The organism is Chitinophaga niabensis (assembly GCF_039545795.1).
Classification (GTDB): domain Bacteria; phylum Bacteroidota; class Bacteroidia; order Chitinophagales; family Chitinophagaceae; genus Chitinophaga; species Chitinophaga niabensis_B.
In genome coordinates this window covers 4,827,273-4,847,525 of sequence record NZ_CP154260.1, presented here as the reverse complement: position 1 = coordinate 4,847,525, position 20,253 = coordinate 4,827,273, and the positions used below count along the sequence as shown (strand labels likewise).

Genomic DNA, 20,253 nt, shown 5'->3' with positions numbered 1-20,253 from the left:
AGAATTTGATTGCCAGTTTATTGCATCCAGGAACCTGTTGCTCCAATGGGCAACAGCACATATGAAAAATTCAAGGAATTAACAATGTCAGGTAAGATTATGCCTTTCATCAGTGGACACCCCAAATGGATGATCATATGCATGTTCATTTCCCTGACAGTGCATGCCCAAAACTCCGCTTCAGAAGAACGTACCCTCACTTATTCCGGTAATGTTTCCATGGCTAATATCTTCAAAGCCATTCAGAAACAGACAGGCCTTACAGTTACTTTTGAAAATTCCATCATTAACAAAGAATCAAAGTTGCGCGTCAACTTCAGAAATGCAAGCATCCGCGATGTGATGAACAAAGTGACAGAGGGTTTGAACGTCAGCTGGGTATTGGTGAATACACAGATCGTGCTGTATCAGAAAGAAACATCTGCTGAAGTGAAGCCTAAGGAAGTACTTAAAGTTTCCGGCATCATCATGGATACAGATGGTAATCCCCTGCCCGGCACTACCATCATCGTGAAAGGAACAAACAAAGGTGCTACCACGGGAGCAAATGGACGTTTTACCATTGATAATGTTCCAAAACGTACCTGGCTGGTGATCAGTTCTGTAGGATATCTCAGCAAACAATTCTTCCTGGAAAATGAAACCGAACTTTCCTTCACCCTCGACGCAGGCGTTACACAAATAGAAGGTGTTACAATTGTATCTACCGGTTACCAAAGCCTGCCCATGGAACGTTCTACAGGTTCCTTCGTACCACTGGACAGCACGCTGGTGCAAAGAAGGGTAGGTACAAATATCCTGGACAGGTTGGATGGAGTGACCAGCGGTCTGTTGAACTTTACCACTTCCACGCCGGGGAATATTTCAAAAATGCCGTCCGTCACCTCTTTTGGTCTTTCCCTCAGAGGTTTAAGTACTTTATCTCCGAACCAGGTAAATGTCAATCCCCTGATTGTATTAGACAATTTCCCTTATGAAGGAGATGTCAGGAATATTAATCCAAATGACATTGAATCCATTACTGTACTGAAGGATGCGGCATCTGCCAGTATCTGGGGTGCAAGAAGCGGTAACGGGGTAATTGTTCTTACTACCAAAAAAGGCAGACTGAATGAGAAGATGAAGATCGACTTCAACACAAACATCACCATTGGAAGCCGGCCGGATCTATATTATGATCCGAACTATCTGAATTCAGCAGATTACATTTCCGTTGAACGGCACCTGTTTAACCTGGGATATTTCAATTCAGATATTAATAATACAACAGGCAGACCTCCATTATCTCCTGTGGTAGAGATCCTCGCGAAAGAAAGAGCACAACAACTGACCAGTGAAGAAGCAGAAGCCCAGATCAATCAGTTAAAAGGTAATGATGTACGAAAGGACTTCCTGAAACATATGTACCAAAGCTCGATCAACCAGCAATATGCAGTTAACCTGCGGGGTGGTTCTAAAGATATTACTTACTATTTATCACTGGGCCACGACAGGAACAGAGATAACCTCGTGAGAAATGGGATGTACAGAACTACGATCACTTCTTCCAGTATGTTCATGCCGGCCAAGAACCTGGAGGTTACAGCATTTATGAATTACAGTTATAGCAAGGTGATGCAGCATAATGAACTGAGGTATGGTGCTGTTAAAACCGGAGGCTCTACTTATGATGTGTTGTACCCGTATGCTAAACTGGCAGATGGGAACGGAGAAGCATTACCTACTATGAGAGATTACAGGACCGACTATACTGACAGTGTCTCAAGGCTGGGATTCCTGGATTGGCGGTACAGGCCATTGGACGAAATTAAGCAAGGGAATAATTATACAACCATCCAGGGTATCGTTCTCCGGGCTGCAGTTAAATATAAGATCGCATCTTTCCTGAATGCAGAAGTTTTATATCAGCATGAAAAACAATTGATTGAGGCAAGGAATTACAGAGGCGAGGAGACGTATTTCACCCGGAACCTGATCAACCGGTTCTCTGTATATGATACCGCTACGCAGACGATCAAGTATAATTTCCCCAGAGGCGGTATTTTGTCCAAAGGCAATTATGACTGGCGGATCCATAATCTCCGGGCAAGTTTGAATTACAACCAGAGCTTTGGTCAGCATGATATTACCAGTATTGTGGGTGCTGAAATAAGGGAGATCTCTGCTACAGGCACGGAAAGGAATACGGTAGGGCATTTTGATGAATTTGGCATGCCGGACGGAAATCTGAACCTGAATATCCTGTACCCTACTAATCCTGTAGGTGTCTCTACCTTGAATACTCCTTTATTACCGCTGAACGGAGCAGTGCTGGGAACTTTAAGCAGATATGTTTCTTATTACGCTAACATCGGATATAGTTATAATAAGCGGTACGACTTTACATTAAGTGGAAGAAAAGATGGCGCTAACCTGTTTGGGGTGAAGGCAAATGAGAAGATCACTCCGCTTTGGTCAGTAGGTGCAGGATGGGAGATGAACAGGGAGATGTTCTATAATATCAAATGGTTGCCCTACCTGAAGTTAAGGGCTTCCTATGGTTTCAATGGGAATGTTTATAACGGCTCTGCATATCTGACGGGGACTAATTTCACTAATCCTTTGACCGGGGCTACTTCCATTATTGCGCTTAACCCGGCTAATGATCAGTTAAGATGGGAGAAGGTGAAACTGATGAATTTTGGGGTTGATTTTAGTACGAAGGGAGCGAGGGTTTCGGGGACGGTTGAGTATTATAGGAAGAATGGGGTTGATCTGGTGGAGAGGGTGACGTTGGCTCCGCAAGTTGGATTTGGTACAATTAACAAAAACTCAGCAAGTATATTGGCCAAAGGATTGGATGTATCTATCACTGGACGTATTATGACTGGAAGAGTAAAATGGAATTCCACAATACTTTTCAATGTATTAAATGATAGGATTACCGCATATTCTTTTAAACCAACTTCTAATTCTGTCATAACTAAAGAGCCAGGAAATTTATTATATGTAGTTGGAAAGCCATTGAGAGGCATGCTAAGCTATAAATGGGCAGGGCTAGATCCTAAAACTGGTGATCCTCAAGGAATGCTGAATGGGCAGATCAGCAAGGATTATAATAGTATTATAAGAAATTCCAATCCAGATAGCCTGGTATTTCATGGTTCGGCTACACCAACTGTTTTTGGATCTGTTAGGAATGATTTATTATACAAGAACTTCTCTTTATCTTTTAATATTACTTATAAACTGGGATATTATTTTAGAAGGCCAAGTGTTAATTTGAATTATCAAGGTATTTTGCTCTTTTACATGAATCGTGATTATTCGAATAGCTGGAAGCAACCGGGAGATGAACTAAAAACAGACGTTCCATCACTAACTTATCCTGGCAATAATCAACGCAGTGACTTTTATCAATATTCTGAATTACTGGTAGAAAGGGGAGATCATGTGAGATTACAGGATATAAGAATTGGGTATACGTTAGGTGATTCAAGGCTGTTTGGAGCAGCATTCAAAAGGGTCCAAGTCTATTCTTATCTAAATAATTTGGGCATTATTTGGCGGGCAAATAAGTTTAAGATTGACCCTGATGTATACCATATTCCAGGCAGTCATAACTTACCTAATCCTTTTACTTTTTCTATAGGTGTTCAAGCTAATTTTTAAATTGGAGGAAATGAAAAATGTGTTAAGAATATTTTTTATTTGTGCACTTGTTTTTTGTAGTTGCAAAAAGCAAAATGAATGGTTGGATGAAAAAAGGCAAATATCAGATAATGTGCCAGAAACATTAAAGGATTTTCAGGCGATACTTGATAACAGCACAATAATGAATGCAAGTTATCCTTCTATTGGTCTATTAGGAGCTGATGATTATTATTTTTTGGACGGCACTGTGCAAATCATAAACACTGTAGGTAGGAATAGTTATTTATGGAACAAAGATATTTTTGAAGGAGAAGCTTCATCAGAGTATAATTCAGCTTATAATATTATTGCCAGTGCAAACATTGTTCTTGAAGGGTTGGCAGCCCTTGATATAGCGACTGAAAAAGTCGCTGATTATAATAATGTGAAGGGGCAGGCATTATTTTTCAGATCGATGATTTTCTATGAGCTGGCAGCGCTGTTTTGTAAACAGTACGATGTAAATACAGCAACTAATGATTTGGGTATTTGTGTTAGGACAAAATCGGATGTGCACCATCTGGAACCACGATCTTCCGTTCAGCAGACTTATAGCCAGATCATTAATGATTTAAAAAATGCGACCTTGCTATTGCCGGTGATAGCTGTATATAAAACCCGGCCTTGTAAGTCTGCTGCATTTACTTTGCTGGCCAAGGCCTATCTCCAAATGGGGGACTATGCAAACGCTAAGAGTTTTTCTGATTCTGCATTAACATATTCTAATAGATTATTGGATTTTAATAGTGATGTGATTTCCATTGCTAAACCCTATAGATTTCCTGACTTTAAGTTGGAGAATCCGGAAATTGTGTTTTACGCAACAGGATTTCAGCATACAGCAATTGCCCCTAGTGTCTCATTTAACAGGTCTTTTGTAGATAGTTTATTGTTTCAATCGTACAATGATAATGATCTTCGAAAAGCATATTTATTTGCTACTGATATTACGGGGAAGGCTAAGTTTAGAGGTGCTTATACTGGTAATGATGTGAACTTTGCCGGTATTGCAATTAATGAAGTCTATTTAATCAGAGCAGAATGCAATGCGAGATTAAATAGCGTGACTTCAGCATTAGAAGACCTGAATAAATTATTGGAAAACCGGTATAGAAGAGGTACCTATATACCCTTTGTTACAACTAATCCCGATTCTGCATTAATTAGAATACTAGAAGAAAGAAGGAAAGAATTGCCTTTTACGGGACAGATCAGATGGCAGGACTTGAGACGTCTCAACAAGGAGACCAGATTTGCACGTGTTCTAAAAAGATTATATAATGGTACTTTAGCCGAACTACCTCCAAATGATAAACGTTACGTTTATCCATTTCCTCAGAATGAAATCGATTTTACAGGGATACAACAGAATGAACGATAATGACTGATAATGGGAAAGGATTACCTCAGATTGACAACCCGAAGTAATCCTTTTTGGCTTTTGTTGGTATTAATTGTAAAGTGTGAAAATGGTCGCTTCGGAAGCAGGTATGAATTGCCCCGAGGAATAGCCGAATGAAGCAACAACAGTGCAAACCAATTCGGCATTGCCGATACATCCTTCAGAAGGAGGGACTGATGCTACCTGATAGCTTGTTTGTGTAGGACTGGTGTTTGGCATAACATAATAAAGAGTATTATTCGCCTTGTAATTCCCATAGGCGCCTACTGCGCTGATAAACATAACTAATGCTAATGATGCGAGCTTGAGCTTTCTCATAATAGTTGATTTTTAATAGAATTGGTCTAATGTATATATTGGCCATTTGACCCAGGTATGGCCATTTCACCTGTCATAAATATAGTTTCGTGCTTTGTTTTAAGACAAACTCATTGTATTGAACTGCCGGGATTGTAGTCCTCTTTTTTCCAGAAGGATCCCCACAATGCTAATACCCATGAAGAATAAATTGAAGAAAAGATGTTTCGTCCAGGTCAGATCTTTTAGTACTCCTCCGCAGGAACAAGGAATTGTTCCATAGTAATTGAGCTTAACCAGAATGATGTAACCCGTGAATAAAGTAAGCAGAAATAAAGATGCCCACAGCCCCTTCAGCAGGGTTCTTTTGAAAATGAGCATTCCGGCCACAATGAACTCAGCAATAGGTATACCCAATACTAAAAAGGGGGTATACTTGTTGTCAAATGGCTGAGCATTCATTTGAAATACAGTGGCGTTGTAATTGATCAGCTTGCTACCTGCTGTGTAAACATATAGAATGAACAGCAGTAGCAGAATGGTCTCCATTATCCATTTACGACGTGACATAGTAATAAATTATTCTGATGACAGGAATTTAGATATGGATTAACTAAAGGATGGAAAGCTGCTTTTCTCGAACGAAAAAAAGTAAATAAAGATGGAGTTTGGCGGATGAATAGTAGATGATGCGATACTCTTTCAGTTACAGGCCATGTAATGCACTCTCATATCAAATGTAAAATTTCTGCCGTAAAAATCGCTATCATTTTTTGAGCTTCTGTTGCCGCAATGAGAAAATCCTTTGCAAGGAAATTTTAACTCGCTTTTCTGTATGATTTGCGGTAGTCCGTGGGAGATTGCCTAAAGGTAAAGGTAAATACCCGTGTAAATCCCGCAGCGGATTCATATCCTACTTCCCAGGCAATCTCATGTACCGGCATTTCTGTTTCCAACAACAATATGGTTGCCCGGTGTAACCTTTCAGTACGAATATACTCCCACATTTGCTGTTTAAACACCTGTAAATAAGTTCTTCGCAGTTGGGCTGGCGGAAGCGAGAATTTCCGGGCCAGCATTGGAACAGAAAGTTTTTTATCTATATTCTCCTTAATGTATACCTGTACTTTTACCATTCGCTCATAATCCGGATGCAGCTGGAATGGCTGTTCTTTTTGCAAAGGAATGCCTATCTCATCCAGCGATTTAAAGAAGAGGTCAAGGATAAGGACTTCTCTTTTTAAACGCCATAATTCCCCGCTGTAATTGTTGCATTGCACATCCTCAATCAACTGCTGACAGGTTTGGTTAATGAGTTTGGCTTCTACTTTTGAAAGGATTGAATATTCATCCGGAACCAGCCTCAGGTCGGTGACCTGGGAAACATAAGGCGGATGGAAAAGCAACAGCAGCACCTTGCTGTAACCCGGGTCCATAACCAAGGTGTGTTGCCCTGGCTGAAGGGAGAGCGGACTGTAGCTTTTTTCCTTCAGTTTCAACTGGTGAGACTTACAGATGCTCAGGGTAGATCCGCCATTTAGGTTGTAAAGCATGGCTGCAGATACCTTTGGCAGTTTTACCGTTAGTTCCTCTTCTTTAACCAGTTCCATGTCATACACCCAAACGGTGTAATTCTGGTCTGAGAAATACCGTGGCCGAATGTTAATGAACTGGCCCTGATTGATGGTGGAGTCTGATCCTTTCAGAATAAGTGGTCCCGTTTCTCCAGGTACTCTACTGACGTTTGTAAAGCATCCCCCCTGGAAAACACTACGCATGTTTTTCATTGACATTACGAAAAATTGAAGGTTTAATAATAGGTACTAAGCTAGTTGGCGATAATTAAGCTAGTTGGGATAAATGTTTATCTCGAACACAATGGAAAAGCCTAATATAGAAACAAAATCTGGTAAGGTTTGTTCCATTTCCATGTGAATTTTCAACAACTCGTAGGTGCGTTTCCGTAGTCTTAAACATTCAATTCATTATGAACTTAAAAAGACGTTTAATGAATATATATTTTTTGAAAACTTAATATCAGTGTGTTTTGATTATGTCATGATACTGTCATGTGAATTGGATGGTTTTATGCCTCCCGATCTGAAAACCATTAAATGGGTGTTTAAAAATGGCTCCTTTTGTGTCATGGAAGAGGGTATTTATTCAGTAAGGGCTAATATTTTGCTATCGGGGGATGCTTGGGTGTCATGATACTTTCACATTAAAAAGTGGGAAAACCGTTTAGCAAATCGAGACGCTATCTTGTGGGCTGTGCGTATGCACTTTTGGTCAACCCAGGTCATTACTTTTTATTGTTTTGTTTCGTTTTTATTGTTTTGTATGTGATTCATTTTGTTTTCCAAACAACTATATTATTCGCGTAAGGTATTATCCGCTGCATTTTGCTGCATGGTATATTCGCGTAAAGTATCTATTTGAACGGTGCTACTCTTTATTGTATTTGTATTTTTGCAACACGTTCTACAGATGGAAAGGCCAGGGCTATTTGCCCTGGCTTCTATAAAAGAAATACCTCCCCGAAAAGCAGCCTGAAAAACACAGAACAATCTGTCAACAGCCTTCGCATTTGCGGAGGCTGTTTTTTTATATTACATTTATATCGATATAAAAACAACATACCGACTATGAAATGCAGAATTTTCTCTTTCCTCCTGTTACTATTGGCTTCTTTTGCAAAGGCACAGGATGTGAAGCTGGCCTCCGGAAAAATTGAAGGGTTGAAGGGAGTGGATACCTTCCATATTGTATTTGACTACACTAAACTTTCTGTGGGGGACGCAGGCCGTGAGGCAAATTACATCAGGCTGAAAAGGGCAGAGGCAGAGAAAAGAGCACCGGGCAGTGCATATGCATGGGAGGAGAAATGGACGAATGATAAAGCGAAATATTACGAACCGAAGTTTGTAGAGCAGTTTAAAAAGGCATCTGATATTCAATTGGGAGATTTTCCGGAAGCCCGTTACCAGCTTATCTTTAAGCCGATGCTCCTGGAGCCGGGTTATAATGCGGGTATTGTGAATAAATCTGCGAAGTTGAATGCAGAGGCCTGGATCGTGGAAAGCAGCAATCCCAAAAAGGCGATCGTGAAGATCAAGATTGAGGATGCAGCCGCTAAAGGGAAGTATGATGAAGATCCGGCACTCCGGATCGCAGATGCATACGGGGATGCGGCAAGAGGATTGAGCAGGTTCCTGGGAACGGCATTGAAGAAATAGGTTCAAGCAATGCCTGAACAGCCTGGCACAGCGTTGAATAGGGTCAGGCAGCAATTGCTGAATAGTATTGAGGAAATGGCGTCAAGGCAATGCCTGAACGATGTTGAAAAATGTCTACAGGCAATGATTGCCGGAACAACTTTGAAAGAATGGTCTGATCTGATTGATTGACTTGTAGCATATGGGCTTACGCCAATTGCTTAAACTGGCTGCGGATCTTTTCGCGATGGAGGGTACCCCATATTCTTAAGGCATCCACTACCTGGCCCAGCGAGTTACTGTATTCCGTTAACTCGTATTCTATCATCACAGGGGTGGAAGTATATACATGGCGTACCACAAAACCATTCAGCTCCAGTTCTTTCAATTCATGGGATAAAACTTTGGCTGCAATGCCCTTCACCGTTTTCTGCAATTCATTAAAACGTTTATTGCCGGTGCTGAGCGCTACAATAATTGGCAGTTTCCATTTACCATTTAAAACGTATAATGCATCCTGAACAGCACTGAGGGCTGTACAAGCTTCCCACTCTGCTGAAATAGTTTGTAACTTTAACATAGCATATCTTTATAAGGAATAACTTACCTTGAAGTAACCACTTACCTTCAGGTAACCGCTTACCAATTGTAAGCAAATGTACATAAGTTTGCAAACCTGTTAAAAATTAAACAAACAGATTTTATGAAAAAGATTACCCTCTTTATCTTCCTGCTGGCAGCATCCGCAACTAGTTTTGCCCAATCTTCCTGGAAAGTAGACAAAGCCCATGCGCAACTGAAATTTGATGTGCAACATATGGGTCTTTCTACCGTATCCGGCTCTTTCACTGATTTCGATGCTACGATCACTTCAGATAAACCCGATTTCAGCGATGCAAAATTTGAGCTGACCGCCCAGGCAACTTCCATTAATACAGGTGTTGGCCAACGTGATGATCATCTGAGAAGCCCTGATTTCTTTGATGTAGCCACTAACCCTACTGTTACTTTCAAAAGCACTTCTCTGCAAAAAGTAAGCGAGGGTAAATATAAAGTAACTGGCGACCTGACCCTGCATGGCGTAACTAAACCTGTAACCCTGGACCTCTGGTACCGTGGTACAGCTAACAGCCCAATGACTAAAAAGCCGGTAGCTGGTTTCCGTGTAACCGGTTCCATCAAACGCAGCGAGTTTAACTTCGGTACCAAATTCCCTGCCGCTGCCCTGAGCGAAGAAATAGCTATTACTGCTGACGGAGAGTTCAATAAGCAATAATTTAAACTTTTTTGAATAGAGAAACCCGCTCCCAGAGCGGGTTTTTTCGTTTATTTATATAAAGTCTACCGGATTGGTAGGATAATAGAAAAATATCCCTATCTTTACATCAGAATATCACCCGTTTTTAAGATCATTATACCAACAACATTAAAGAAAACATATGCGTACTACTAATCGATATGCGGACTTTTTGCCCCAATTCTACGAGATCAGGAACACTAAACCATTAGACAGAACAAAGATCAAACCGATTGTTACCGGAAGTACCTTTCCTTTGTTCCATTTACATAAGGATGATTTTGTAGTACCATTTTCTTTCCTTCGCCAGGAGAGTAGCTACATAGTAGGTAGCGAATTACTGAACCAGCCACTGGTATTGGCATTTTATTCCATTCACTGGAATGATTATGGTGTGAATTACCTGGAACAGCTGGAATCATTGCATGCAGACATCCAGGTAATGGGTGGTCAGTTGCTGGTGGTTTCTGCAGATGACAGGAAAGAACTGGAAGCAGAGTTGGCCAAACATAATTATACTTTCCCTTTAGCGATTGACCATAATCATCAGATTGCACGCGGTGCAGGTATTTATGCAGAAACAGATCCGCTTTGGGACCGTGTTTCAGGTATCGAAGAAAATGCACCATTACCTGCAGTATATGTGATCGGGCAGTCACAAAGACTGACCTATACTTTCATTGATCATTACTTTGAGAAAGAGATCAATGTGCGGGAATTATTATCAGAAGTATATAGCGCAGGGCAGGCACAGGCTTTGAGCCGCGCGATCGCTTAAAGGAATTGCTTCATTTCATCTTCAATATCCTTACGAAGGTCCATCAACCGGTGGGCATATTTTTCCATACTCAGTTCATCTTCTGTTTGCGGTACCCATTTTGGGATAGGTATTGTTTTGCCCTGATCATCAATAGCCGCAAATACCATGATGCAGTGCGTGGTTTTTACTTTCTCTGTTTGCCTTGGATTACCTGCATATACATGGATAGAGATATGCATGCTGGTGTTGCCGGTATAAATAATTGAAGCAGAGATCTCTACCAGGTCTCCGATAGCGATAGGTTTATAAAAACGAATTCCTCCTACATATACTGTTACACAATACTGGCCACTCCAATTGGCCGCACAGGTAAAACCAGCCTGGTCGATCCATTTCATCACGGAGCCACCGTGTACTTTTCCACCAAAATTCACATCAGAAGGTTCAGCTAAGAAGCGGAGTGTTACAGTATGTTGCGGTGTTTTCATGCTGCTATATTAATACATTTCCGGGAATGCAGTATATTGTTATATTGTTTATACCTATGGAAAGTTTTTATAAGAAGGTCCGCCTTGTATTTGTTCCTTACCTGGTACTGCTTGTAATATCTCTGGCAGCTTATTCCTTTTTCAACTGGCGTTTTTACCTGCTTCATCCTTCAGATCATATTCAGGAGGCTGTTATGTTGGTCATTTTACCAATTGGGTTAGCCATTGTAGCGGTGCTTACCTGGTTACGGCCAAGGCTTCGGTTACTGACGGTACCATCACCCAAAACTTCTCCGCAGTTTACGCTGAACATCTTGTCCATCATGGCTGTTGCTATCCCGATCATACTTTTTCAGTATCTGCTGCTGAGCGCCACAGGTGATCTCAGGAAGGTGCATGCACCCTCTGATATAGCAAAGGCGGGTTATGCAAAGTATTATTCGGTGGAGGAGTTTGCTGACCTGAAGAAGTATGCCTACATACGATTTGCCACTACCTCTGCCAACAAGGGCAGAACCTTAATACATCACCAGTATTTTGCTATGCCATTGATTGATAAAAGTACGTTTGCCAATAATTATTTTTCGGAAGATACTTCTCTTACTTTCATGAAATTATTTATTGAAGGCAATTTTCCGCCGGTATGGGCATGTATGGAATATACTTTCCGGATTAAAAAGAAAGAGAACACAAGAGAGAAGGAAGATGAATTTATAGAAAATTGTAAAAAGGATTTTTATCAGAAGGGCTTTTCAAATATAGTTTACATGGATAGGCTCGGCGATAATGGATTACAGCGTGAATACAGGAAAACGATCGTGAAGGAGGATAGGCATCAGGAGCTGATCATCCTGGGTGCTCAGTTCACACCATTTGAAAAAAGGTATGACCGGGAGTTGAAAGTAGCCATCATCGGAACCTTGGTGAGTATGGCTTCCCTGTTATTGGTGTTTGTTATTTTTAAATGGGATGAGGAACGTTTACAGGCATTTGAGAATAAAAACCGGATCTGGTAAGAGCAATTTACCTTCTTGGTTTCTGCTTCCGCCAATCCCAGGGGGCTACCGGATGCGCATCTTTCCATAATCCATTTCCTTCCTTTTTTGCTTTTAATGCAGCGGCCGCCCATGTTTCATTTTTGGAGAAATTGGTATAGTGCCAGGCAAAACCAGCCTGTAGCAAGCGGTAATTGAGAGAGCTGTTATCCGGCAAAAATACTTCTGCCACTACACGCCGGTATTGGTCCCTGCTCTTTTGTATGGCTTTTACCACTTTGCCGAAACACAGGCCTGCTGTGAACTGGCGGGATTTTTCTCCGAAGGGCTGTCCTTTTTCCGGGGCGTCCACTCCGAAGAGCCTTATCCTGATGGGTTTTCCGTTCACCAGCATTTCAATGGTGTCTCCGTCCTTTACGGCGGTCACTTTTCCGGTATAGGTCTGGCTAATGGAAGCGGTAGATATAAAAAGGAGCAGGGTGGTCAGGAAAACTCGCATGGGCGCAAGTATAGAAAAAAAACCTTGCTTAATTCAATCCGTTTGGTATTTTTATCCTCTGTGATGCAAACGTTTGCATCTTAACCACGTTCACAGTCAATAAAATATACTCTCCCATGAGGTCCACATTAGGAAAACTAGCACTATTCCTCGTTCTGCCATTCAGCGCAATGGCACAGCAGCCTTCCAAAAAGCAGATGCAGCAGCTGATAGATGAGAACATGCAATTTGCAGTCAAGCAATACAAAGTACTGCAGGACAGTACACCAGCCAACAGGATGCCCCGCTCCTTTGCAAAAGGCCGGTCTGTTACTTCTGATACAGAATGGTGGTGTAGCGGGTTTTATCCCGGCACGCTCTGGTACCTGTATGAGTATACAAAAGACGCTAATGTAAAAGCTGAAGCGGAACGCAGGCTCGCCATCCTGGAAAAGGAAAAACGCTATACCGGCAACCACGACATTGGCTTTATGATCTATTGCAGCTTTGGAAATGCTTACCGCATCACCGGAGATAAGAAATATAAGGAAGTGATTGACACGGCAGCTGTTTACCAGATCACCCGTTACAGACCATCCATTCATTCTATTCAATCCTGGAATAAAAGCAAGAACCTGAACTGCCCTGTGATCATTGATAATATGATGAACCTGGAGCAATTACTCTGGACGGCTGAAAAGGGAGGTGATAAAAAGTTCCGTGAGATTGCGATCACACATGCGAATACTACTTTGAAGAATCACTACCGCCCGGACCACAGTACTTTCCATATAGTGGATTACGATCTTTCCACTGGCGGTATCATTAAAAAGGTAAACGGACAAGGGGCACATGATACTTCTGCCTGGAGCAGAGGGCAGGCCTGGGGTCTTTATGGATATACCATGATGTACCGTTTTACGAAGGACAAAACCTACCTGGAACAGGCGCAGGGTATTGCAGCATTTATCCTGAACCACCCTAATCTGCCGGCAGATAAGATCCCCTACTGGGATTACAATGCTCCGAAGATCCCTACTTCCCGGGATGCTTCTGCAGGTGCTATTGCAGCTTCTGCTTTATTGGAACTGGGGCAGTATGTGGGTAAAGCAGACAAAGCAAAGTATGTGGATGCGGCGGCTGTGATGCTCCAATCTTTGTCGTCTGACGCGTACAGGGCAAAACTGGGGGAGAACGGAGGATTTTTGTTAAAGAACAGCGTGGGGCATTTCCTGGCTAATTCTGAAGTGGATGTGCCATTGACCTATGCGGATTATTATTTCCTGGAAGGTTTGCTTCGTTATAAGAAATGGTATTTATAACCTTTGTTCAGAGGGTCAGATCACATACTTTGAGCCTATCTTGAGCCTATGTCAAGCCTATCTAAGATATTAAAAAGAAGCGGGTGTCCTACAAGGACACCCGCTTCTTTTTACAATGAGGCGGCTACCCGGGGTAGCCGTTTTGTGGCAGGCTTTACCTGTTTGCCCGATTTCTTCTTTCGTTTCCCCCACCAGACATAGAACCCGGTGATGGGTAAACTGGCACAAATTAGGCTGGCAAAGAAAGCAATGAACTTGCCCGTCAGGCCCAAAACGGCGCCAACGTGTATGTCATAGTTCATCCGGTAGATCTTTTCTCCGGTAGAAGCGTTGGCAAATTTCTTTCCATAAATGCCGCCGCCTTTAACTTCTGCTAAAGAATACCTGTCGAAATACCTGAACTCTCTTTTGTAGTAAGTTCCTTCTGCCGGATTATAGATCACAGTGATGGGATCAGCAGGTAAATACGCAAACTGGATCTGTGTAGTTCCTTTTTGCTCTGGGTATTCTTTTTGCATCCGTGCCCATACTTTGTCTTCCGGAGACACCAGTACTGCAGTCTTTGCCAATAAGGTATCTGAAACGCCCTTTTGGAATTTGGGGAGGGTTTTTCCTCCTGTGAGCGTAAAGTAATAAGATTTTGAAAACCACTGGAAGCCCCAAACGAGCCCTGTTAGCCCAATCACCAGTGCAATGACCATGGCATAAAAGCCCAGCACATTGTGCAGATCGTAATTGATCCTTTTGGGGCCGGCGTCTGTTTTGATCTTGAAGCTTTTGTTCCTGTTGGCTTTGTTCCATTTTTTCGGCCACCACATAATGAGGCCGGTGATGAGCAGCACAACAAATATGAGTACCCCTATGGCTACAATGGGCTGGCCGATCTTCCTGGGCATCCATAACTGGAAATGCCCTTCCAGTACGAAACGGAAGAAATCATGTTTGAGGGCTGTTTTCTTCAGCACGGTACCATTGTAGGGATTGATGTAGATCATGGTGTATCCATCTTTTTTATCCATGAAAGCAGCCAGGGCTGCTTTTTCCGGACTGCCGTAGGATATGCCTATGATCTTGTTGATGCCGGTATCTCTACCAACACCAAAAGCCTCTTTTGCAGCAATCGCTTTCAACTGAGAAGGAGAGAGGTAAGGTTTGGTCTCTGCTTTTACGAACTTGTAGGGCTGGGTAAGATCGGACAATTCATGCTGGAAGGCATACAGGCAGCCTGTAATACTTACAATGAATACGATGATCCCTGATGTGAGTCCCAACCAAAGGTGCAGCCAGTTATTGATGCGGCGCCAGGTTGATTTACCTTTTTTCTTTTGAATGCTTTGCTGCATAATTAGAGTTTATATGAAACGCTACCGATGATCTGTCTTGGATTTTGAGGATCGTTATTAATACCCCGGTATCTTTTGTCTGTTATGTTATTCAGTTTCAGGCCGAGACGGAACTTCTGGTGGTCATAAAAAACAGTGGCATCAAAGTAATTACCGGGCTTCACCTTGCGTATCGTGAATTCACCATTTTCATTGGTGAGGGTACCTTTCAGTTTATCGCCTAACTGTACCGTTACGTCTGAGGCTGGTTTGTTGTCTGATGTGATGATGGTTCCTTTGATGGTTCCGGTCCCATCATTGTCTTCATTTGCAAACGACAAAACAGGAAGGCATAACAGATATAATAAGGTTAGATATCTAAACATGAATTTTTTGTGCAAAGTTCCGTCAGGAGAGGGGGAACCGTCTGCGAAATCGGGAAAAGTATTTACGCAAAAGGGAATCTTTTTCGCAAATTCCCGCTTCCCGTCATAAAAATGTAAATTGTGGGTTATGATGACCTCCTTCAAAGTGACAGTAGACCGGGAAGAATTTGAAGTCCGTTCCGAACTCAGGAACAACATTGCCGTGTTCATTGCGCATGTTCGGGGAGAGGATATTACGTTTGCGCTGGACAGGCAATATGATCTCCGTCCGTATCAGTATACGGGAAAAGTGAGTCCACAGTTGCTGACCAAAATTGCGGATGCTATCCTTAACCTGGAGGAACTGGACGATTAAGGTTTTGTTTTCACGTAGTCTTTCAGGTAACTGCACTGGCCGATGATGTCCCTGTAAAATGCCGTTTGGCTATAATCCTTTGCCAGTGAGGGGAAATAAGGGTTTTCGTAAATAGCTGTTCTTGCCCAGTCTTCTTCCTTGGCGTTTATATGTTTCTGTGCGCAGCGGGCAGCCATGAAGAGGGATTTGGCTTTGGATTCCTTGTCCGGAAAAGCATCTGCTGCTTTCTTGTAATATTCTTCTGCACGATAACAGCCGAAATATTGTTTCAGGAAAGGATTGTTTTCATGTGCAGGCTCATACCACCAGGTGCTGGGGCGGTAATTTACAGAAAACTGATAGGCGTGCCCGTAGTAGGAAATGCTGAATAAGCCGGTGGCATATTCATAATATACATTAGGGTCTACATTCTTCCCTTTCATCTTCTTTTCCAATTCCACCATTTTGATGGCATAATCCAATTGGCTGATACCAACCGTATCTGTTTCATACCCATAGTCCTGCAATTGCTCTGTAAATACATTCTCTGAATGGTTGGAGCTACCGCTGCGTTTGAACCAGGTCACTGCGTTATTGAAATCATGTTGCCGCACGTAATTGATGGCAATGATCTCTCCCAGTTCATTGTCGCTCAACTTCAGTTGATCAAAGAGATATTGCTCGTAGGGCGTTTTGCGTTTCTGTTGTTTAAGATCGTAAAGCGCATGCAGCTGTGTGGTGGGCAGGCTGTCCGAGATAAAATCTTTTCCAGAGACAGTGCCGTAGCGGAAAGCATATTGATCTACTTCATCCCTTTTCATGAGGATCAGGGCCTTTTTAACAGGGTCATTTTGCTTTGCATAACGGGGAGCAATGATGAAATCCAAGAGGTTGCGGTACATCCGGGAAAAGAACATATCGTTAATCTCCTTGCTGCTGCCGAGGTTTTGGAAATAATTGTCCCTTTTGACAGGCGCGAGGCGGGTATCCAGCCATTTGAAGGATTCCAGCAGTTTTGCTTCGAAATCCTTATCTATCCTGGGTTGTTCATTCACGGCAACCAAAAGCCTTACAATTTCCCATTGGTCCTGGATAGCGGTGCGGCTGTTGTTTGATTTACCGGCAGTGAGCCTTTTATTCGCCCCGGCATAATCTTTTAGCATAAACGAAATGTAGGCAGAAGAGGTATGCCATAATGCAGGTTCTTTTACTTTTCCGCCTGTGGCTATACTGTCTAACAGTTGCTGTATACCGGTCACTTTTGTTTGTGGTGGTTTTTCCATAAAACCCCAGGAGCTTGCCTCTCCATCCAGTACGGAATAGAGCAGGCCATCTTCCAGTTTATTTATCTCCCGGCTGAGCAGTACGTCCAGCATGGGTGATTGCGGATTCAGCTTATAAACTTCCCTCAGGCCTTCCGGGTTAAGATCTGCTGCTCTGCAGGCGTACATTGCAGCTACTGTAGCTTTCTCATTATTATTAGCGCATAACTTCATCACCTGTTGAGGATCGGCTGCAGCCCATCCTGTATTGAGATAGGCAAGCGTTCTTTGGGAAGGAGCGTTCTCAAAAACGCGGGAGAAATGGTATACGCTTTGTGCAGGCTGGCCTGTACGTAATAATGCGCCGGCTTTTAATGCCAGGGCTTTATAATGAATGAGGGAAGAAGAAGGGATAGGTGCTGCCAGTGAATCATAGAGCTGAATGGCTTGTTTGAATGCTTTGCTGTAGTGCGCCATGCGTATGGCTTGAAAAGCAAAACGTTCTTTGATGCGGGGATCTTTGCAGGCTTTATATAATTGAACGCCATTACGGGAAAGGCGGCTCATGGTAGCAGAATCCGGAGCGGGAACATTCCAGGCATCGGTACTACCGGTATGTGGTTCGCATTGTTTGGCATACATGAGGTAACCGAGTGTTTCCCGGTCTTTCGTATCAATAAAATAACGGGTAAGACCGTTCTTCATCATATTGTCCGGCAATTGTTGCGGAGTACCTTTATCTATTAGTGTATACAGGGCCGCCATTTCCGGCCGGCTGTAGTTGTAGATAAATACGCGGAGGTCTTGTTCCGCTATTTTGTCCTTGAAGAAAGCACTCCATTCTTTAATGACCACATTTTCTTCCGGTTCTTCCGTTCCGTAATAAACGGAAAGACTGGTATAATAGAAGGGTTCAAATCCTTGCTGGGCGGCTATGCCGGGGTTATAGAAGTTTGGATAATAATCATATGGGTCCGGCTCCGGGCCACAGGAAATGGATTTTCCAAAGAAACAGAGCAAAAAGCTACTTAAAAATATTGTAAATCGTTTCCAGTTCATGCTGATCATACTTTGAATCAAGATGATAAAAGATTATAGTAGGGTTATAGTTTTGCCTTTGCCTTGACAAATAGCGGGCTGCTTTCTTCAGCAGGTCAGGGCTGCATGTCTCGAACCGGATTACATCTCCCCTGCGGATCATATAACCGTTGAGGGTAGTATCCTGCATGCTGGTGTACAATTGTTTGCCGTTACGTGTAAAGAGCGTTGTGTTTTCCAGTTGGGTGCTTTCGATATTACGGAGCAGGCCCGCGTATTGTTTGTTGCGGAACAATACACTCCATTCAAACAGGGGCAAAGCCAGGTCCAAAGATAATGGATAATGGCGGATATGATCATCACCCGTATAGGCTTTCAATTCTTCCATATTAAGGATAGAATTATGATCTCCCCATTTGCGGAGGTCGCCCATGTTGTAACACATCAGCAAACCTTTATCTGCAGGAGGGATGCCGTTGCTGCGGGTATATTTTACCTGGTGCATGCGGATGGTCACGGATAATTGTTTCCCTTTCATGAAGGCCTGTTGGCGCACGTTTCGGAGGAAGGCGAAGTACGTTTCCTTGCTGTTGCGCGTCCAGTCGCAATCCAGTTGCACTTCTTTTGCTTCTTTACAAAGTTGTTCCAGCAATTTGCATACCCGTTGGGCCATTATGAGGGTATCTTCCTTTTGCCAGATCTCATTCATCAGGAATACTACAGGTACAATCTCTATACTGTCCGGAAAGGGGGCACGTTTGTCCAATATGGCAACGGGGACGGCTTTTTGTGCTTTAGCGTCCCAGGTTACATCGAACATTTTTACGTAGAGTTTCCGGGCTAGTGGGTTTGTTTGCCCTTCGTAGCGTTGCTTCCAGAAATAGAAACCGCGTGTGATCTCGCGGGGTTTTGTGGTGCAGGCGGTGAGCAATATTCCCAGAAGGCAGTACTTTAATTTATCCATGAAGCATAGAGATTGGCTTTGCCATAAATGGATGGTTGCTCCTGCAGGCGGTGTACATTTTTAAAACCGGCTTCGAGCAGTATTCTTTTCAACGAGGAAAAGCTGGCAGGGAAGGGTACCCAATGGTTGGGGGTATCCGTATCATATTCCACCAGTAACAGTGTACCATTTGGTTTCAGGGCGGCTTTTACTTTTCTTAAAAAGGAGGGTTTATCTTCCACAAAGTGCAGCGAATTGGCCATTAAGATTCCATCCAGCTTTGGAAAATCCCAGTCTGCCGTGATGAAGTCCATTTGTTTAAGGATCACAGCGGGGTGGTTGATCTTTACGGGATATTGATCTACGGCGTAAACGGTGCTTTTAGGATGAAGGTAGCTCAGCAGGGCATTGGTGAAGAGACCGCTGCCACAACCAAGATCGGCCCATGTTTCAATGGTGTCCTTATTAAAGTCATTGGACCTGATGAGTTCTATGGCTTGTGATAGTTCCATTTATTTATTGATCGCAATTATTCTATATCCTTCCGGAAGGGCGTTGAACCATATCTGTCCGCTTCCGATCATAGCGCCCTGGTAGTTCCGCCAGATCCTGTCCAGCCGCTGGGTTTCCACTACATTTTTCAGGCTGTCATCGAACACTTTGGGATAGGCTTTTCTGAAGGCTTCCGGCGTTTTATAATTTTTTAATGGGAAGCGAATATACGCCGTAATACTATCCACCTGGTCTTTCTTCACCCAATCTTTAAAGGAAAGGAGGAATTCTTTGAAGCCTGCGGGATCATCAAAGCCTGCATTCTGCCAGGAGGAGGGGATGGAACCGTCTTCGAAAGTAGTGTCCTGCGCTTTGATCTGTTCGGCCTGGGGATTCACGACAGGTGTGGGAGCTGGTTGAACAGGGAGGAGTTCTTTGGCGCCGTCCACGATGCTGCTGTCTTGTTTATTATTAGTGGCAGCAGTATTGCAGCTGTAACATAATACGAGGAGGAGGAGGTATCTCATATCTGGTGTTTTGGCTCTCTTAA

At 42.9% G+C, this 20,253-nt stretch carries 20 protein-coding genes; 8 read left to right on the top strand and 12 right to left on the bottom strand.

Going from position 1 to position 20,253, the window contains the following annotated elements:
- The first annotated feature begins 84 nt into the window (after window positions 1–84).
- Window positions 85–3,651, top strand: coding sequence for a SusC/RagA family TonB-linked outer membrane protein (locus AAHN97_RS19230; RefSeq protein WP_343303695.1), 3,567 nt, complete (start codon window positions 85–87; stop codon window positions 3,649–3,651).
- A gap of 10 nt (window positions 3,652–3,661) precedes the next feature.
- Window positions 3,662–5,053 (top strand): RagB/SusD family nutrient uptake outer membrane protein, encoded by a 1,392-nt coding sequence (locus AAHN97_RS19225; RefSeq protein ID WP_343303694.1) that lies wholly within the window; start codon window positions 3,662–3,664, stop codon window positions 5,051–5,053.
- A gap of 69 nt (window positions 5,054–5,122) precedes the next feature.
- Here the strand turns inward: AAHN97_RS19225 and AAHN97_RS19220 are convergent, their stop codons facing one another.
- The 3 genes from AAHN97_RS19220 to AAHN97_RS19210 form a co-directional block, all read right to left on the bottom strand.
- Window positions 5,123–5,392: a hypothetical protein gene (locus AAHN97_RS19220; protein ID WP_343303693.1), complete on the bottom strand. Its 270-nt coding sequence runs from the start codon at window positions 5,390–5,392 to the stop codon at window positions 5,123–5,125.
- 99 nt (window positions 5,393–5,491) lie between these two features.
- The gene (locus tag AAHN97_RS19215) at window positions 5,492–5,941 is read right to left on the bottom strand and encodes a MauE/DoxX family redox-associated membrane protein (protein WP_343303691.1); all 450 of its coding nucleotides are present in this window, start codon (window positions 5,939–5,941) and stop codon (window positions 5,492–5,494) included.
- A 248-nt stretch (window positions 5,942–6,189) separates the two neighbouring features.
- On the bottom strand, window positions 6,190–7,164 hold the full coding sequence (locus AAHN97_RS19210; protein ID WP_343303690.1) for an AraC family transcriptional regulator: 975 nt from the start codon (window positions 7,162–7,164) through the stop codon (window positions 6,190–6,192).
- 852 nt (window positions 7,165–8,016) lie between these two features.
- On the opposite strand from AAHN97_RS19210, the gene AAHN97_RS19205 reads away from it, so the two are divergent.
- Window positions 8,017–8,607: a hypothetical protein gene (locus AAHN97_RS19205; protein WP_343303689.1), complete on the top strand. Its 591-nt coding sequence runs from the start codon at window positions 8,017–8,019 to the stop codon at window positions 8,605–8,607.
- Between the two features lie 187 nt (window positions 8,608–8,794).
- Here the strand turns inward: AAHN97_RS19205 and AAHN97_RS19200 are convergent, their stop codons facing one another.
- Window positions 8,795–9,166 carry a winged helix-turn-helix transcriptional regulator gene (locus tag AAHN97_RS19200; RefSeq protein WP_343303688.1) on the bottom strand — a complete coding sequence of 124 codons (372 nt, stop codon included), beginning with the start codon at window positions 9,164–9,166 and terminating at the stop codon, window positions 8,795–8,797.
- A 123-nt stretch (window positions 9,167–9,289) separates the two neighbouring features.
- Between AAHN97_RS19200 and AAHN97_RS19195 the strand changes: the two genes are divergently transcribed.
- Together AAHN97_RS19195 and AAHN97_RS19190 are read left to right on the top strand one after the other, a co-directional pair.
- The gene (locus tag AAHN97_RS19195; protein WP_343303687.1) at window positions 9,290–9,862 is read left to right on the top strand and encodes a YceI family protein; all 573 of its coding nucleotides are present in this window, start codon (window positions 9,290–9,292) and stop codon (window positions 9,860–9,862) included.
- Window positions 9,863–10,025: 163 nt separating this feature from the next.
- Complete coding sequence (locus AAHN97_RS19190) at window positions 10,026–10,661, top strand: peroxiredoxin family protein (RefSeq protein WP_343303686.1); 636 nt, start codon at window positions 10,026–10,028, stop codon at window positions 10,659–10,661.
- On the opposite strand, the gene AAHN97_RS19185 is transcribed toward AAHN97_RS19190, so the two are convergent.
- Window positions 10,658–11,131, bottom strand: coding sequence for an acyl-CoA thioesterase (locus AAHN97_RS19185; protein WP_343303685.1), 474 nt, complete (start codon window positions 11,129–11,131; stop codon window positions 10,658–10,660). The genes AAHN97_RS19190 and AAHN97_RS19185 overlap by 4 nt on opposite strands.
- Window positions 11,132–11,187: 56 nt before the next feature.
- On the opposite strand from AAHN97_RS19185, the gene AAHN97_RS19180 reads away from it, so the two are divergent.
- On the top strand, window positions 11,188–12,147 hold the full coding sequence (locus AAHN97_RS19180) for a hypothetical protein (protein ID WP_343303684.1): 960 nt from the start codon (window positions 11,188–11,190) through the stop codon (window positions 12,145–12,147).
- Window positions 12,148–12,154: 7 nt separating this feature from the next.
- On the opposite strand, the gene AAHN97_RS19175 is transcribed toward AAHN97_RS19180, so the two are convergent.
- Window positions 12,155–12,625, bottom strand: a complete 471-nt coding sequence (locus AAHN97_RS19175) for a thermonuclease family protein (RefSeq protein ID WP_343303683.1) — start codon at window positions 12,623–12,625, stop codon at window positions 12,155–12,157.
- 116 nt (window positions 12,626–12,741) lie between these two features.
- On the opposite strand from AAHN97_RS19175, the gene AAHN97_RS19170 reads away from it, so the two are divergent.
- Window positions 12,742–13,926 (top strand): glycoside hydrolase family 88 protein, encoded by a 1,185-nt coding sequence (locus AAHN97_RS19170; RefSeq protein WP_343303682.1) that lies wholly within the window; start codon window positions 12,742–12,744, stop codon window positions 13,924–13,926.
- A 110-nt stretch (window positions 13,927–14,036) separates the two neighbouring features.
- Here the strand turns inward: AAHN97_RS19170 and AAHN97_RS19165 are convergent, their stop codons facing one another.
- Window positions 14,037–15,269: a PepSY-associated TM helix domain-containing protein gene (locus AAHN97_RS19165; RefSeq protein ID WP_343303681.1), complete on the bottom strand. Its 1,233-nt coding sequence runs from the start codon at window positions 15,267–15,269 to the stop codon at window positions 14,037–14,039.
- Window positions 15,270–15,271: 2 nt separating this feature from the next.
- Entirely contained in the window at window positions 15,272–15,634 is a 363-nt protein-coding gene (locus AAHN97_RS19160; protein ID WP_343303680.1) for a carboxypeptidase regulatory-like domain-containing protein, read from the bottom strand.
- 127 nt (window positions 15,635–15,761) lie between these two features.
- Between AAHN97_RS19160 and AAHN97_RS19155 the strand changes: the two genes are divergently transcribed.
- Complete coding sequence (locus AAHN97_RS19155; protein WP_343303679.1) at window positions 15,762–15,989, top strand: hypothetical protein; 228 nt, start codon at window positions 15,762–15,764, stop codon at window positions 15,987–15,989.
- On the opposite strand, the gene AAHN97_RS19150 is transcribed toward AAHN97_RS19155, so the two are convergent.
- From AAHN97_RS19150 to AAHN97_RS19135, 4 genes are read right to left on the bottom strand one after another with little or no spacing between them, the layout of a single operon-like run.
- A complete protein-coding gene (locus tag AAHN97_RS19150; RefSeq protein ID WP_343303678.1) occupies window positions 15,986–18,289 on the bottom strand; it encodes a hypothetical protein in 2,304 nt (767 codons plus the stop codon). The two genes, AAHN97_RS19155 and AAHN97_RS19150, sit on opposite strands and share 4 nt — an antisense overlap.
- Window positions 18,255–19,232 carry a hypothetical protein gene (locus AAHN97_RS19145; protein ID WP_343303677.1) on the bottom strand — a complete coding sequence of 326 codons (978 nt, stop codon included), beginning with the start codon at window positions 19,230–19,232 and terminating at the stop codon, window positions 18,255–18,257. Before AAHN97_RS19145 ends, AAHN97_RS19150 begins: the two co-directional genes overlap by 35 nt.
- Window positions 19,220–19,723, bottom strand: a complete 504-nt coding sequence (locus tag AAHN97_RS19140; RefSeq protein WP_343303676.1) for a class I SAM-dependent methyltransferase — start codon at window positions 19,721–19,723, stop codon at window positions 19,220–19,222. The genes AAHN97_RS19145 and AAHN97_RS19140 overlap by 13 nt, the downstream gene beginning before the upstream one ends.
- The gene (locus AAHN97_RS19135) at window positions 19,724–20,230 is read right to left on the bottom strand and encodes a hypothetical protein (protein WP_343303675.1); all 507 of its coding nucleotides are present in this window, start codon (window positions 20,228–20,230) and stop codon (window positions 19,724–19,726) included.
- Window positions 20,231–20,253: the final 23 nt, after the last annotated feature.